12 protein-coding genes are annotated in these 14,957 nt (G+C 40.4%); 4 read left to right on the top strand and 8 right to left on the bottom strand.

What is annotated here, in order from left to right:
• Positions 1-116 precede the first annotated feature (116 nt).
• The 7 genes from ACQ96U_RS23665 to ACQ96U_RS23695 form a co-directional block, all read right to left on the bottom strand.
• A complete protein-coding gene (locus ACQ96U_RS23665) occupies positions 117-239 on the bottom strand; it encodes a hypothetical protein (protein WP_431723747.1) in 123 nt (40 codons plus the stop codon).
• Between the two features lie 21 nt (positions 240-260).
• Positions 261-803: a menaquinone-dependent protoporphyrinogen IX dehydrogenase gene (gene hemG / locus ACQ96U_RS23670; RefSeq protein ID WP_431723748.1), complete on the bottom strand. Its 543-nt coding sequence runs from the start codon at positions 801-803 to the stop codon at positions 261-263.
• A 175-nt stretch (positions 804-978) separates the two neighbouring features.
• The gene (locus tag ACQ96U_RS23675; RefSeq protein ID WP_431723749.1) at positions 979-2,253 is read right to left on the bottom strand and encodes a hypothetical protein; all 1,275 of its coding nucleotides are present in this window, start codon (positions 2,251-2,253) and stop codon (positions 979-981) included.
• Positions 2,254-2,689: 436 nt separating this feature from the next.
• Positions 2,690-3,619 carry an ABC transporter permease gene (locus tag ACQ96U_RS23680; RefSeq protein ID WP_431723750.1) on the bottom strand — a complete coding sequence of 310 codons (930 nt, stop codon included), beginning with the start codon at positions 3,617-3,619 and terminating at the stop codon, positions 2,690-2,692.
• Positions 3,619-4,596 carry an ABC transporter permease gene (locus ACQ96U_RS23685; RefSeq protein ID WP_431723751.1) on the bottom strand — a complete coding sequence of 326 codons (978 nt, stop codon included), beginning with the start codon at positions 4,594-4,596 and terminating at the stop codon, positions 3,619-3,621. Before ACQ96U_RS23685 ends, ACQ96U_RS23680 begins: the two co-directional genes overlap by 1 nt.
• A gap of 83 nt (positions 4,597-4,679) precedes the next feature.
• Positions 4,680-6,233, bottom strand: a complete 1,554-nt coding sequence (locus ACQ96U_RS23690) for an ABC transporter substrate-binding protein (RefSeq protein ID WP_431723752.1) — start codon at positions 6,231-6,233, stop codon at positions 4,680-4,682.
• A 121-nt stretch (positions 6,234-6,354) separates the two neighbouring features.
• The gene (locus ACQ96U_RS23695) at positions 6,355-8,091 is read right to left on the bottom strand and encodes an ABC transporter ATP-binding protein (RefSeq protein ID WP_431723753.1); all 1,737 of its coding nucleotides are present in this window, start codon (positions 8,089-8,091) and stop codon (positions 6,355-6,357) included.
• Positions 8,092-9,024: 933 nt separating this feature from the next.
• Here ACQ96U_RS23695 and ACQ96U_RS23700 point away from each other — a divergent pair.
• Both ACQ96U_RS23700 and eno read left to right on the top strand, forming a co-directional pair.
• Positions 9,025-10,710, top strand: a complete 1,686-nt coding sequence (locus ACQ96U_RS23700) for a UGSC family (seleno)protein (protein WP_431723754.1) — start codon at positions 9,025-9,027, stop codon at positions 10,708-10,710.
• Between the two features lie 9 nt (positions 10,711-10,719).
• Positions 10,720-11,976 carry a phosphopyruvate hydratase gene (eno, locus tag ACQ96U_RS23705; protein ID WP_431723755.1) on the top strand — a complete coding sequence of 419 codons (1,257 nt, stop codon included), beginning with the start codon at positions 10,720-10,722 and terminating at the stop codon, positions 11,974-11,976.
• A gap of 17 nt (positions 11,977-11,993) precedes the next feature.
• On the opposite strand, the gene ACQ96U_RS23710 is transcribed toward eno, so the two are convergent.
• Positions 11,994-12,833, bottom strand: coding sequence for an AraC family transcriptional regulator (locus tag ACQ96U_RS23710; protein WP_431723756.1), 840 nt, complete (start codon positions 12,831-12,833; stop codon positions 11,994-11,996).
• 360 nt (positions 12,834-13,193) lie between these two features.
• On the opposite strand from ACQ96U_RS23710, the gene ACQ96U_RS23715 reads away from it, so the two are divergent.
• Both ACQ96U_RS23715 and ACQ96U_RS23720 read left to right on the top strand, forming a co-directional pair.
• Positions 13,194-14,480 carry an aconitase X gene (locus ACQ96U_RS23715; protein ID WP_431723757.1) on the top strand — a complete coding sequence of 429 codons (1,287 nt, stop codon included), beginning with the start codon at positions 13,194-13,196 and terminating at the stop codon, positions 14,478-14,480.
• Positions 14,477-14,887 (top strand): aconitase X swivel domain-containing protein, encoded by a 411-nt coding sequence (locus tag ACQ96U_RS23720; protein WP_431723758.1) that lies wholly within the window; start codon positions 14,477-14,479, stop codon positions 14,885-14,887. The genes ACQ96U_RS23715 and ACQ96U_RS23720 overlap by 4 nt, the downstream gene beginning before the upstream one ends.
• Positions 14,888-14,957: the final 70 nt, after the last annotated feature.

Consider the following 14,957-nt stretch of genomic DNA (forward strand, 5'->3'; position numbering starts at 1 on the left):
ATCAACATTTAATGAGAAAACTTTTTGACAAGTTAGGGTTAAGCTTAAGCATTCAAAAAGTCGCTCAAGTGTATGAACAGCTGAGCGACTATGGGGCTATGGCTGGGTAAAAGTGTCTACAGTATTGGATTTTGCTCATTAACATAAATCCAATAAGTCAGCTGTTTATCATTTGCGTGTGCAACTACATGAAACAAAGCAAGCACAACAGTACCTGCTGATATTAACCATTTGGACATTACTATTATCCCAGCGTTTAATTAAACCTGTGACAAAATTAAATCCGAAAAGTTCTTGGAAAAATCTTCGATCTGTTGCCAGTTAGTAAACTCATAGTCTTTATGCGTATCGGTTGGACCTTCTGTCATCTTCATAATGAGTTTGACGAGTAATTTATCAAAAAATGAGTATTTAGAATACTGCAAAGCACCTGCAAAAACAGCAACACTATCTGGACGCCAGTTCAGCTCCAAAAGCCATTTTTTAATGTACGGATTTGAGTCAATCTGATTTCGATTAGGCTTTCTTGCTGTGAGATTAACCGAAATAAGTCCTGTAGGCTTTGTTGTTAATAGATGACTGTGTTTGTTAATCCACTTTGTTAAGGCTTTAGGATGCCCTCCATACCTTACTCCACCGGCGATAAGCACCGCTGAATAACCTGCCAGATTGATTGACTCATCTCCATTAGTTAGTTCAACGGTGGAAACTGATAACTGACAGGATATTTGCTGAGCAATAAACTGCATAATTTTTTCAGTTTGACCATCATGAGAATAATAAAGTAGAAGCACTGGTTTCATTATACATTCCAAAAATGCCTTAATACCTGCAACGGAATGAAACACAGCATAGGTGCGGAAGCAATAGGTACTGCGACTATTTCTCAGCTAAAGTTAACTTATATCAATATCATAGCGCGTGAGCGCCATACTTAAGGGAAAAAAACTACTTTACTTACCTGCAATGAAGCATATCTTAACCAACACGTGATTGTTGATTCTTTAAGTCAAGGTATTGTTTTTCCAAATGGCGATAATCGTTAGATATCTTCTTCAATCGATTTAAAACACTGGTATAAGACTGCTTTATCCTTTCTTCTTCAGTTTTATCTGATAATAACCTTATTTGCACTTCTTTTTGATTAAGCTCAATGGTGAGTTGTTTTTTGTCAAACTCAAGTTGCTTTACTAAGGACAAAAGTTGTTTTGTTTCTTGCTTACCTTTTTCAATAACACGCCGTATTAATGCATCATCTTTCACAGAATCACGCATACTACTTAGTGTTGAGTTTTCGAGTGCTAAATTTTTATTCTTCAAAATAGTAATCAAATTATTGTCTTTATAAATTTCTTCTTCTAATGCTTTTACTTGTTCTTGTGCCTCATCAACAAGACCGGTCATATTGATCATTATCTCATGCGTTTTTTCTTGATCAAAACCTACTTTGACCTGATTGATATAGGATTTATACATATCCTTTAAGCGCTCTAAATAATCAACACGCTTCTGGTAAAACTGAATCTCTCTTTTATGTTGACCCACAATTAACTGACTATACTCTTTAATTAACGTACCTTCCGTTTCATCCGCTTGACTGACATATCGCTCAGTAATATATCCAAACAGCCGTTTTAACGCTTCAATTAAGGCATTCATCTGCATATTGGCATCATCACTTTTCCGTAAAGACTCTCGCTCAACTTTTAAAATAGCCTTAAATAAATTAAAAGCACTTTGGTCCGTCAAATGACCGATGGCAATTGAATTAATAGGAATTGATCCAAACCGGTACTCCTGATTCTCAATCTCTTTTAATTTGTCATCAATAATGTCTGCATAGCTTTTTTGGTAAGTAGCCAAAAGTCTCTGAAGCTCACTCTGGAATTCCTGCATTAATTTTCCATAGCCTTCACCAGCCAGTTTTTCATATTCAGGATAATCCTGAGCATGTTCAAGCGCTTCCAGTTCAATTGATATAATACGACGACGAAGACTATATATATGTCCTTTTGTGATTTCCTCGGTCAGAAAAGAGGTAATGTCCTTTACTTCTGGCAGATCGGCATAGTGATCGAGCTTTGCTAAATGCTGTTTCAGGTGAGCGAGTAATTGCTTATCGTTACCCTCCCCTGAATTAAGCTTCTTTAGATAAGAAGATAATTTATAGTAACGATACAACACAAAGCAGGTCATGCATACAGCAACCCCCATAACTTCCAATAAAACAATTTTCGTATAGTCTAATTCCATCCCGTGCACTCCATTGCCTTAAAAAACCATGACGACTTTATGTCGTTTTTATGAAGAGCTGCCTAAGGCACTATACTTCATAGCATACACTATTTCTTTCATACTCCAGATTTACCCTAACTCACAAACTCCCCTGTAGGTCAATTAAGTAATGAACAATTAAATGTCACCAATATACGTTCTACGTCCATCTATACGCTAATCTCACACATAACAGAACTGTCATCTAACAATATTTGGTCACAAGACAGCTCCTGATAACAGATATACCCTTTCATAGTATATACCTTTAACCTCAACCTAACACCCGTAGACTGAATATTAAACATTTGTTATATGATTAGAGAGCTCATCTGATATTTTTATCAGAAAAGCCCTCTGTAACTAAATATTGTTTTTCAAGAAATATACCTTGGGGTATATGAAGATGGGAAGGTTAGCCCTTGTATAATTTTGGATTGAGTACATCTCGCAGCCAATCGCCTAGTAGGTTGATAACCAATACCAAGACGATAAGGAAAATGCCAGGAATAATAGTAATCCACCATTGTCCACTTTGCAGGTAATCAAACCCGCTTTTTATCAAGGAACCCAGTGAAGGTTGTGTAACGGGCATTCCTAAGCCCAGAAAGGAAAGAGCCGCTTCACTGATAATTGCATTGGCAATTTGCACAGTAGAGATAACAAAAATGGGAGATAGGCAATTGGGCAAAATATGACGAAACATAATACGCACTGTCGTAAAGCCCATGACTTGAGCGGCTTGCACGTACTCCTTTTCTTTTTCAGCAAGTACACAGGCACGTATTGTACGCGCATATTGTGGCCATTCAGCGATACCGATAACAAAAATCAGTATGACCATTGCAAACTGGCTGTACAAATCGCCTCCGACAAAAGCACGAAAAAAAGCCAGTACGATAATAGCCAACATAAGGGATGAAAAAGATAACTGAATATCCGCCAAACGCATCAGCAGGCTATCCACTCGACCGCCCGCATAGCCTGCAACCAGTCCTATCACTACACCTAATAAGCACTGTAAAACAACCGCAAAAATCCCGATGAGCAGAGACACTCTAGCACCATAAAGTATGGCACTCAAAATATCCCGACCTTGATCATCTGTACCTAATAAAAAGCGCTCATCCCCCTCCTCTGACCATACGGGTGGAATTTCACCATCCATGACATCGAGTGTTGCGAGATCGTTTGGGTTATGTGACGTTAATAAAGGTGCAAATATAGCGGCTAAAATAATTAACAATAAAAGGGTGGCACTGATGAAAGCAACTTTGTCTCGAAAAAAATGATAAAAGACATTCGAGTTACTAATACGCCACCAAAGCGACTGTTCATTATTCATTACTTACCTCCAGCCACTTTTATTGTTGGATCAATAAAGCCATAAATTAAATCGACCAACGTATTAGTAATAACAAATATTAATCCGACAACAACCAAGTAACCAATTATAAGTGGTGTATCACTTCGATTAATGGCTTCCAAAAACATAAAGCCCATACCTGGCCATTGAAAAACAGTTTCTGTCAAAATAGTGTATGCGACCATGGTACCTATCTGTACACCACCCACAGTGACCACGGGTAACATGGTATTTTTAAGTGCTAAGCGGAACCAGATTCGATATTTATCCAGACCTTTTGCCCAAGCAAATTTAATATACTCACTATGTAAAACTTCCGTCATTTCAGAACGTATTAAACGAATAAATAACGGCAGCATCAAACTGGATAACGTTATGCTGGGTAAAATCAAATGGGCTAACCCATCTAATGTGAATAAACCCGTTTCCCATGGTCCCCACATTGATATTAATTCACCTCGCCCAAAAACGGGAAGGTAATTGAGTATAACCCCAAAAATAAACATCAAAAAAATACCGGTTAAAAACACAGGGACAGAAATACCAACAATACTTACCCCCATAATACATTTCGTTAACCAGCTTCGAGGTTTTATTGCACAATATACGCCTAATGGGACTGAAAAAAATACAATAATCAGCGTTGCTCCAAAAACCAGCTCCAGCGTTGCTGGTAATTTAGCAATAATGACTTCAGTGACGGGCTTTTTATAAAAATACGATTGCCCTAAGTCACCTTGTACAGCACCTTTTAAAAAGCGGCCATACTGCACCATAAAAGGATCATTTAGCCCTAAACTTTCACGTAATGCCTCACGTTCTTGTTCTGAAACAGACTCACCCACCATTTCCCTGACAGGGTCTCCTAACGAGTCTTTAATCGTAAACCCTATCAGACTGATGATAAACATCACCACAACTGCTTGCAGCAGACGCTTCAGCAAAAATATGATCATAACTTGACAACCACAACTTATGAGCTGCATACCGTATACTTTTATACAAAAATATACGGGTATGCATTTATAATAAAAGCGAATTATTTAACGACTAGATCGCCCAAATATGGGAAATTCATAACATTAACAACAGGTGCTAACTGAATATTTTTTCTTGCAGCCCATGCAGGGTCTTGCCAATGAAGAGGAACAAATGCAGCTTCATTATAAAGGATATTTTCAGCTTTCTGCAGCATGGCTTGGCGTTTCGCCAGGTCTGTTTCTTCTGAGCTTTTTACCACCAGCTTATCCACTTCAGGGTTACAATAGTTACCACTGTTGTATTGACCATAGCCGGTTTCAGCATTTGGACACATAGCAAGAAACTCAATAAAGTTTGCTGAGTCTTCTGTATCAGAGTGCCAGCCAATCATCATAATATCGGCTGCACGCTTATCAAACTCAGGCCAATATTGCGCTTTTGGCATCGTTTTCAAATCAACCTTAATATTGATTTTAGCTAACATATTCGCTACAGCTTGGGCAATTTTTGCATCATTAACATAGCGGTTATTGGGTGCCATCATTGTCACTTTAAGGCCTTTTTCATAACCCGCTTCTTTCATCAACTGTTTCGCTTTTTTCAAGTCATAGCGAAGTTTGATATCATCAGAATGGCCCATGTATCCCTTAGGACTTAACTGCGCTGCAGGTGTTCCCATGCCTTTCATTAGCTTTTTAGCTATACCTGCATTGTTAACAGCGTAATCAATCGCAAGTCTTACTTTTGGATTTTTAAACGCTTCAACACGTTTTTGATTTAACTGTAAGGTGACAATCCACGTTCCTTCCAGTGAAATCATATCAACCTTGTCACTTTTCTCTAAGCGATCATAGTCAGTGGGCGGTACAGGGTTGATAAAATCCACATCACCTGCCAGTAATGCTGATACACGTGTTGCGTCTTCTTTAATGGGAGTCAAAATAACTTCTGACACATTACCTGGTGTTTTTTTGTCCCAGTAATCTTTAAAACGCTCAAATTCAACTTTAACCCCTTGTTCGCGCTGTGTCACAACGAATGGGCCTGTTGCAGAAACATGGCGAGAAGCATAAGAATTACCATGCTTTACTAAAGCATCCTTAGATTTGCCATTGCCATCAAAGCCAGTGTAGTACTTACTATCTAACGGGAAAATATAAGTTGCTACGTTTAATAGTAATGGATAAGGCTTATTTGTGACCAAGTCAACTGTGTGACGATCTACAACTTTTGCGGACTCAAAAGGCGCAAAAATGGCCTTAAAGTCTGGACTGGTTCTTAAACGATTAAACGTCCATTTCACGTCTAATGCCGTGAGCTCATTGCCTGAGTGGAATTTAACCCCTTTACGAAGATAAAAACGAATTGTTCGATCATCAATACGTTCCCATCGTTCAGCCAAACGGCCTTCAAATTTTAATTCTTGCGTCCAACGTACCAATGGATCAGCAACCATATGCGACAACTGAAGTGTACCACCAGACAATTGCTCATGAAGATCAAGTGATACAGGGTCTGCATCATAAGCAACTTTCAAAGTCTTAGCGATAGCCCCCGCACTAAGCGTCGTAGCCAGAAATGCGCTGGCTAGTAAGGCAACTCCTCTTCTCATGTATGTACTCCTATTATTATCATAAGATATCATTTCTACTTACTGGTTATGTCAATAGCACTTTACTTACTACTGCTATAGCCAGATGGCAGAATTTTACCCACATTTTCATAGGGGTAAATTACCCTTCTTGAACCAATAATCCCTCACGAGATAAATGGTCCATATGCGGCATTAGTGCGAGTAAGTTTTTGGTATAGTCATGCTGTGGCGATACAAAAAGTCTCTCAGTTTCGCTTTGCTCAAGAATTTTACCGTAGCGCATCACTGAAACACGATCACACATCTGACGTATAACAGGCAAGTCATGGGAAATAAATAACATGGTTAAACCCAGCTCGTCCTGTAGATCTTTAAGTAAATTTAAAATTTGTGCTTGTACGGAAACATCCAGTGCCGATGTTGGCTCATCACAAATAAGCAACTGTGGGCGTGTTGCTAACGCACGAGCAATCGAAATACGTTGACGCTGCCCCCCTGAAAACTCATGTGGATATTTAATACCTGCACGACGTCCTAAACCAACATGGTCGAGTAAGTCACCCACAATCTTTTCCACTTCCTGTCGACTGCCCGCTAATTTATGAAAGTAAATGGGTTCAGCAATAATATCCAGTACACGCATACGAGGATTCATTGATGAGTACGGATTTTGAAAAACCATTTGAATCTGACGTCGAATAGGTCGACGCTCACGTTCACTCATCGCACTGATTTCTTTATCTGCAAAAAAAATCCGACCGGACTCAGGAGGATAAATACCCGCTATCACTCGAGCAATGGTTGATTTACCACTGCCACTTTCACCCACAAGACCAAATGTCTCACCTTTTTTTACGGTAAAAGAGACATCATCTGAGGCTTGAATATAGCGACGGTTTTTCTCAAATAATGCATTTTTGGTAATAAATCGCAGATTTACATGTTCTACCCGAAGTAAATCTTCTCCAGCCGCCACAGACGAAATATCGCTTGCGCAGGCTTGTCCTAACCAATGATTAGATACATCTATTTGACTAAATTCTACACTGGCTTTTTCAATATAATTTACCAATGGAAAGCGTTTTAGTTTTACATCTGATCGAGGCACCGCACTGATTAAACTTTTCGTGTAAGGATGTTCAGGTCGCTGTAAAATTTGTTCCGTAGTACCACTTTCCACTAAATTGCCTTGATACATCACTGCCACTCTATCCGTGATATTAGCAATCACGCCCATATCATGGGTGACCAAAATACACCCGACCTGACGTTTTTTACATAACGAGCGAATTAATTGCAGTATTTGGTCTTGAATAGAAACATCCAGTGCTGTTGTAGGTTCATCAGCAATAATCAGCGAAGGGTCTGCACTCAGTGCAATAGCAATCCCCACTCGTTGTCTCATGCCACCAGAAAACTGATGAGGATACTGTTTTATACGTATTTCTGGTTCTGGTATACCTACCTGCTCCAGCATATTCAACGCTTTTTGTCTGGCTTCTTCCTGAGTGACGTCAAGATTAGCCAAAATCGTTTCCATTAATTGCTCTTCAACCGTAAATAACGGGTTGAGCGATGTCATTGGGTCTTGAAAAATAAAGCCTATTTCTGCGCCACGTATCTGTCGCATGCGACTTGGGGATAAGCTTGAAATTTTTTCACCTTTTAAAAAAACATCCCCACTCGCTACTCTTCCTGGAGGGCTGAGTAAATCAATAATTCCATTACCAATGGTGGATTTACCAGCTCCACTTTCCCCAACCAATCCTAAAATTTCTCCTGGATTGACTTCAAAGCTCACATCTTCTACCGCAACAGCTACACCATGACGGGATGGGAATTCTATTTTTAGATTTTTTACTTCAAGTAAGGCCATGCATATCCCCTAGTATTGCTGGGCTTAACAATGTATTACAGACTACAAATCAGCAAATAGCTGACCATGGCATGAGATACCCTCACACCTTTTTTTCCAGTAACGGGCTTTTCATACAATACCCATAGTGATGTTTTTTAGGGCCTAGCCGTCAATTGATAAATTCAAACGCTTATATAAATAGCAATTCCACCCGCCTTGGTAGTCATTAACAAATGCGAAGCCCTGTATGTGTTTTACCATACCCACGAAGGAAAATTAAAACAATGTATGAGCCGTACACACCAGGCCATGTTAAACCACTCGCTATTTTTAATGATACCCTTTGCGATTAATTTTAACATTTATCATCCATAGCCATGACCTATACAGGCCAGCCAAACTATTCGCAGCGGTATAAAATTGCTATTTTTTTGAATTTGACAGGACTCTCCCATTAATTTAGGAGAAGCGCCCTAGCGTTAATTTAAAAATTATTATCGTTATACATTAAGTTACCATGGTTTATTATTTACTCGCTTGGTTTATTATTAACCTTCAAAAAAAATACTTTCTAATTTAGAACAATCTTATAAACAACTTACTTTCTTTATTATGTATCACTCGCTTTCAGTTAAGATTTTATTCGTATTGTAGCGTTATGTTAATTTATATCGAAATAAAGTAAACATGCATGTGGCATATTGCACACTTTTTAGCAGAAAAGGTAAAGAAAATGATCACTGTTTAGCCAAAAATACGTTTAACCAGTATCCATTGCATTGACTGAAGATGCAGATACGCAGGTAGGCTCAGCTATTTATTTTGCTGGGTAGGTATTCGTCTGACAAATGAGTATTTGACTTAAAACTAATAGAATTTGGCGTACTTTTTATAAAATAAGTCCCTGTCACTTGCTAGTGTATATAGCTTTTAAGCTACAAAAAAGACACTATGTCCAGCCAACCAAACACCTCTACGCTAGACCCTCGTGGAACCCATAAAACCAGGTCACTGCAATTGGCCAAACGCTCTCTACCTGCAGCCCTGGAATCTGGCAAGGTGCTGTTTTTTGACAATACCAAGCTACGTTTTTGCAATTACAACGAGATTTACACCCGCTTAACCCACGAGCTTAATAAACATGGCATCCACTCCATTGTACGTGTCTGCCAATCCGTACGGGGCACCATGACGGAAGACATGCGCAAACTCGCAGCAAGTTTAGCGCTAGAAAACTACACAGCGGCAATTGTGGCATTAGCTGATATGGGAACGTCTGTAATGACTACCATATTGGCTATTGAATTAGAAAAAGTGGGCATACCTACCGTGTTGATTGCTTCACCACCAGGCAACCAATTAGCTGAGCATGTTGCACATTATCGCGCAGGCCAACTATGTATTTGTCATCTTGATATTTATCAGGCCAGTACGCATAAGGACATAGCACAACAGGTATTACGACAAAAAGACTTTATCTTACAGGCATTGAGCGCCCCACCTGATAAGTTACATCGACTGGCAAAACTCCATCCGCAAATGGATACCGCTCCACTTCAGTGCGATAAAGCAATACTAAGTGATGACATAGACGTACTAATGCATGCCTATGAGACACTTTCTATTGGAGATGGATTACCTGTTGTCCCTCCCTCTCAGGGCCGTTTTAAGCAAATGCTGCGCTACTGTTGTGAGCCGTTAGATACCATTGTGATTCCCGAAGCGGGTCCATCAGGAAAAAACATCACCCTTCATGATATTGTGATAAACACGATTTTAGCGGGGTGTAAACCTGCATACCTACCCATCATCATTGCTGCTTTTCGGGCTATGGCTCACTCTGCATTTAATTTTCAACAATCAATGACTAGCTCTTACAATGGTGGCAACTTGGTTTTAGTGAGTGGACCCATCGCCCAAGAACTAGGGATACATTCAGGCCAAGGATGCCTAGGGCCTGGTTTTAGAGCCAATGCCACGATTGGCCGTGCCATTAATTTAACCATTTTAAATGTGTGTCGCGCCTATCCCGGCAAAGCTGACTTGGGTTGCCTTGGCTCACCGGCTGAATTTACGTATTGTTTTGCTGAAAGCATAGATAACAGCCCATGGTCCACGCTAAATGAAGAGCATTTTGATCGTGATACGACAACGGTTTACCTCTTAAAAGCAGAGCCACCAACGGATGTTGTTGATTTTCTCAGTCAAACAGCTGACAGTCTTTTAGAAACCCTCATTGATAGTGCAACCCATTTGGGTCGCATGAATGCCTATATTCCTGGGCGAATATTAATCGTATTAACACCAGACCACGCCCGTATTTTGCAGAAAGACGGTTGGCACAAACACGATTTACGAGTTCATTTTCACCACCATATTCACAATCCAAGCACTGCCGTAAATGGAAAGGGACTCGTACCTGTCAGACCGACATCCTTTGCACAGCGAGATCCTATCCCTGCCACACGCCACCCTAATGACATTGATATTGTCGTCGCGGGTGGCCGAGGTGGACACTCCGCCATTATCGCCAGCTGGGGGCTCTACTCTGACGCTGTACTTACACCACTAACATTACCTAATGGTCAAGTCGCTCGAAGCATCAAAGAATTTGATTTAACGATAGAAGGTGTATAAGGGAATTGTATGTGTTATATCGCCAACCTAGTAGCGCGTGAAGTATTTGATTCCAGAGCTGATTTAACCTTAGAAGTTGAGGTTATTCTGAATACGGGTAAAGCTGGCCGTGCCATCGTCCCCTCGGGCTGTTCTAAAGGAAAACACGAAGCTGTTGAAGTCAGGGACAACGATTTAAGTCGATTTGAAGGTAAAGGCGTATTAAAAGCCATTAATGTGGTGACGCATATCATCAAACCACACATGGTAGGACTATCTCCCTTTGATCAACGCGCAATAGACGAAATATTACTGGCATTGGATGGGACCCCTAATAAACAGCATTTGGGCGCCAATGCGGTATTAGGCGTTTCTTTAGCAGTAGCCAAAGCTGCAGCAAACCAGTTAACCATGTCATTGTGCGACTATATAGGTCAAGACTGTGTTAAATCGATGCCTTTACCCATTTTCTCCATGTTATCGGGCGGGATGCATGGCGATGGAAATGCAGACTTTCAAGACTTTCAAATTATTCCACAAGGTGCAGCAGATTTAGAAGAAGCCTTACAAATCGGTAAAAATGTGTATCGCGCATTAAAGTCCATCTTGCTTCAACGTGGTATGTGCACTGGCGCATCAGGTACAGGCGGCTTACTTCCCGTATTATCCAGCAATGAGGAAGGACTACGCATGTTAGAACAAGCGATTGATCTAGCCGGTTACTGCCCTGGTGATGATATCGGGTTAAGTATGGATATTGCCGCAGAGATGTTTTACGCCAATGGCGTTTACCACTTGAAATCGGAAGGACGCACAGTCAGTACATGCGAGTTTACCCAATACATTGAACAACTGTGTGATCGCTACCCTATTGCATTAATAGAAGACCCACTGGGTGAAGATGATGTTGAAGGTTGGGTAGCTCTCACACAAAAATTAGGTGATCGCATTGAGTTAGTGGGAGATGACTTATTCACAACAAACAATGCACGATTCCAATTAGGGCTTTCGCTGAAAATGGCCAACGCGATATTGGTAAAACCCAATCAAATTGGCACACTAACAGAAACCTTGGACATGATTCGCTTCGCACAAGCGTCAGGTTATAGTGTTGTCATGTCGAGACGTTCAGGTGAAACCGAAGATACTTGCATCTCTGATCTTGCTGTTGCGACGTGCTGCAACAAAGTCAAATTTGGTTCACTGGCACGTCTTGAGTCAATGGCAAAATACAACCAGCTTTTGCGCTTAAAAGAATCCCTTGGAGACCAAGCCTTATACCGTTAAACCACAAAGATAAACACTTATAGGTGAAGATTATTCTTCATCAAATTAACGTATTTTTTGGGTGTTTTATCAAGATAGCTCCGAAAAAAAGAAATAAATGCACTATCACTGGAAAACTCAAGTTGTTGCGCTGTTTCTGTAATTGATTTTCCTGTAGATAATAATTCAATGGCTCGAGCTAACCGACGAATTTGTCGCCATTTCTGATAATTCACCCCCGTCTCTTGCATAAATAAACGATGAATTGTGCGCTCAGATGCCCCCACATGAGAAGCAAGCTCCTTAAGGCGTGGAGGCTGTTCACCATTTCTAATTTTTTTTAATAAATAGGGACGTACTCGAGTATCCCTGGGTAAAGGCAGGATAGATAAACCATGTGCGCTGCCCTTTAACTCATCAAACAAGACTTTACATAAGTGGTATTTAGGGCCTTGCCGCCAATCTGTATTAAAGGGTGTGGCACTTACTACCTCTAACACTTCCTTTAATAAGGGAGATATTAAAAAAGTATCAAAGTTTAAAGGCAGTTCACTGAGTTGGGAATAATCAAAATAAATTGCGCGAAAATCAACCTCTCCATTTAAGATGGTATTATGGAGGACCAGGGGTGGAATCCATGCTGCCTGATAAGGCGATACCACACATGAATGCTCCATCAACTCTACTGTCACACTGCCAAACCGCGTATAAACTAGCTGTCCTTTTTGATGGCTGTGCATTTTAGCGCGAGGAGAATGTACGTTCTTTTTACCATAATAAGCTGAAATTCCAATAATAGGTGATTGAATTGTATCGGGATTAAAATAGTTGGCTAAACGTTCAGGCTGAGCAAAAATACTATCCGGAATTTTGACCATATTACGTTATTCACTCAGTTTTTAATTATTTAATTGATAGTCTTAGCAGGGCAATCGCCTATAACTTTTAATAGATATTTCACACGTATAAACCTAGCAAAAAAAGATATACGTCATGTGCTTTCTATTGTCACATATTACGTCATATTGTTGCACATCATTTTAATACCTTTCCCAATTACTTGGATGCTGCAATCCTTCGTGCAGCGTTTCCCTCTTAAGGAACTTGTCCTTTTATTAGTATTTAATCTCTGATTAATGATATTTATTCAAGCTATTCAGTGTTAGTTTAATTTTTTCATATTGACGTTGTTAATATTTATTTCAGCTATGTCTTACTCTCGTTAAAGTACATAAACGATGCAATTAAGTGATGCTGAACATAGTATGCTCGCTGGAGAAGCAGGCTCAGGTGTTCAACGGTGTATGCAAGTGCTTGTAAAACTGGGACAAGCCTTTGGGGCATCGAAACTAGTCAAAATCACCAGCGCCCATGTGATTCCAAATATTCCAGTCACATTACTCAAGGAACTCACTGAGGGGATTGATAGTGTTCCAGTGATGACCACTCTGCACCCCCACATGTCAGCTTTCTGTCCCAAAGACTGGCAACGCATGGGCATCGCGCCTGACTATGCTAAAGATAAATTAGTGGATATCCAAAAAAGGGCCGAGTTATTCGCAGCCAAAGGCTTCAACCAAACCTATACCTGTTACCAACCAACGATTGGCAGTTTACCCAATAAAGGTGACTTTGTTTCTTGGATTGGTTCTGGTGGACAAATTTTAATTAACTCTACTGTGGGTGCTCGCTGTAACCGAGATGGCGCTTTAATTACGCTTGCTGCAGCCATTACCGGGCGTGCCCCCTATTATGGATTATTTCTCGACGAAAACCGATTGGCACGTATTCACGTTACGTTTGAAGGTATTGATGTCAACCAGCTTTCAAAAGTTGAGTTAAGTGCCATTGGTTATTATCTTGGTACACAAGCCAAGTCGTACAATATTGCCATTGAAGGCATTGATCGACAAATGCCTATAGATTACTTAAAACAGTTGATGATTCCTCTTACAGTCACAGGATCCGTGGGCATTTGTCATGTTCCAGGTGTAACCCCAGAAGCCAATCATCTCAAAGAAGCGTTTGGCGGACTGACACCACTGAAGAAATTAGCCATTAATCGTCGTATTATTAACCAAGCCCTATCTCACTATACCATCAGCAATCAAAATATAGTGCAAACCACAAGTTCACCAGGCACTTTTACAGAAATGGTGATTTTAGGTTGTCCTCACCTAACGATCCAAGAAGTGCGGGAAATAGCCCTCTTTTTAACCAACCGCAGGATACCGAAAGGACGTCAACTATGGATTGGCCTATCCCATCAGCAGTATCAATTAGCCAAAGAAATGGGATACTCATCTACCATTGAAGCGGCAGGTGGTACATTGGCCAGTGCCTGCATGTCTACCGTCCCAGATGCCCCCATTCCTCACCCTATCCAACGGGTGATGACATCATCCATGAAAGCGGCACACTACGTTAGCCAATTAACGAATGGACGTGTTCACGTTGGCGTTGCCAATGTCCAGCAGTGTTTAAAAGCACTTATGATGCCGATTGAATACAAGGGGGTAGAGTGAACGTTAACGCAAGAATGCTAAATGGGGGTTATGTGCAAGCCAGAGCCTTTGTTGTTAACCAAGCTTTTTCCTTTATTGGCGACTTTAACCCCCAAACAGGTACCTTACTGATCCCAGGGCATGCCCTATCGGGTAAATGTATGGCAGGAAAAGTGCTGGTGTGTCCTTGCGGCAAAGGCGGCACAATGGCGCCTTTTGTTCTCTATGAAGCTCATCAACGAGGATTAGCTCCTGCGGCTATTTTCTGTGACAATGTTGACCCGATTTTATTAGAATCTGCAATGATCATTGATATTCCGATATTTGATCGCTTTGAAACAAGTGTCGTGGAATTATTTCATTACAATCAATTCATTACGATTAATGACGAATCAATTATTTTGAGTCACTCATTAGCGATAAGGTGATAACATTAACGCTTGCTATCACCTTTCACCAAATTTGAGCATTACCTTGCGTTAAATTTAAAATATAAAA

This window comes from Zooshikella sp. RANM57 (genome assembly GCF_050749885.1).
GTDB lineage: Bacteria > Pseudomonadota > Gammaproteobacteria > Pseudomonadales > Zooshikellaceae > Zooshikella.

Excerpts from the sequence above, each read along its gene's own strand:
- eno (WP_431723755.1), top strand. The coding sequence starts at position 10,720 with ATGTGTTATATCGCCAACCTAGTAGCGCGTGAAGTATTTGATTCCAGA.
- ACQ96U_RS23690 (WP_431723752.1), bottom strand. The coding sequence starts at position 6,233 with ATGAGAAGAGGAGTTGCCTTACTAGCCAGCGCATTTCTGGCTACGACG.
- ACQ96U_RS23715 (WP_431723757.1), top strand. The coding sequence starts at position 13,194 with ATGCAATTAAGTGATGCTGAACATAGTATGCTCGCTGGAGAAGCAGGC.
- ACQ96U_RS23695 (WP_431723753.1), bottom strand. The coding sequence starts at position 8,091 with ATGGCCTTACTTGAAGTAAAAAATCTAAAAATAGAATTCCCATCCCGT.
- ACQ96U_RS23665 (WP_431723747.1), bottom strand. The coding sequence starts at position 239 with ATGTCCAAATGGTTAATATCAGCAGGTACTGTTGTGCTTGCTTTGTTT.
- hemG (WP_431723748.1), bottom strand. The coding sequence starts at position 803 with ATGAAACCAGTGCTTCTACTTTATTATTCTCATGATGGTCAAACTGAA.
- ACQ96U_RS23710 (WP_431723756.1), bottom strand. The coding sequence starts at position 12,833 with ATGGTCAAAATTCCGGATAGTATTTTTGCTCAGCCTGAACGTTTAGCC.
- ACQ96U_RS23700 (WP_431723754.1), top strand. The coding sequence starts at position 9,025 with ATGTCCAGCCAACCAAACACCTCTACGCTAGACCCTCGTGGAACCCAT.
- ACQ96U_RS23685 (WP_431723751.1), bottom strand. The coding sequence starts at position 4,596 with ATGATCATATTTTTGCTGAAGCGTCTGCTGCAAGCAGTTGTGGTGATG.
- ACQ96U_RS23675 (WP_431723749.1), bottom strand. The coding sequence starts at position 2,253 with ATGGAATTAGACTATACGAAAATTGTTTTATTGGAAGTTATGGGGGTT.
- ACQ96U_RS23680 (WP_431723750.1), bottom strand. The coding sequence starts at position 3,619 with ATGAATAATGAACAGTCGCTTTGGTGGCGTATTAGTAACTCGAATGTC.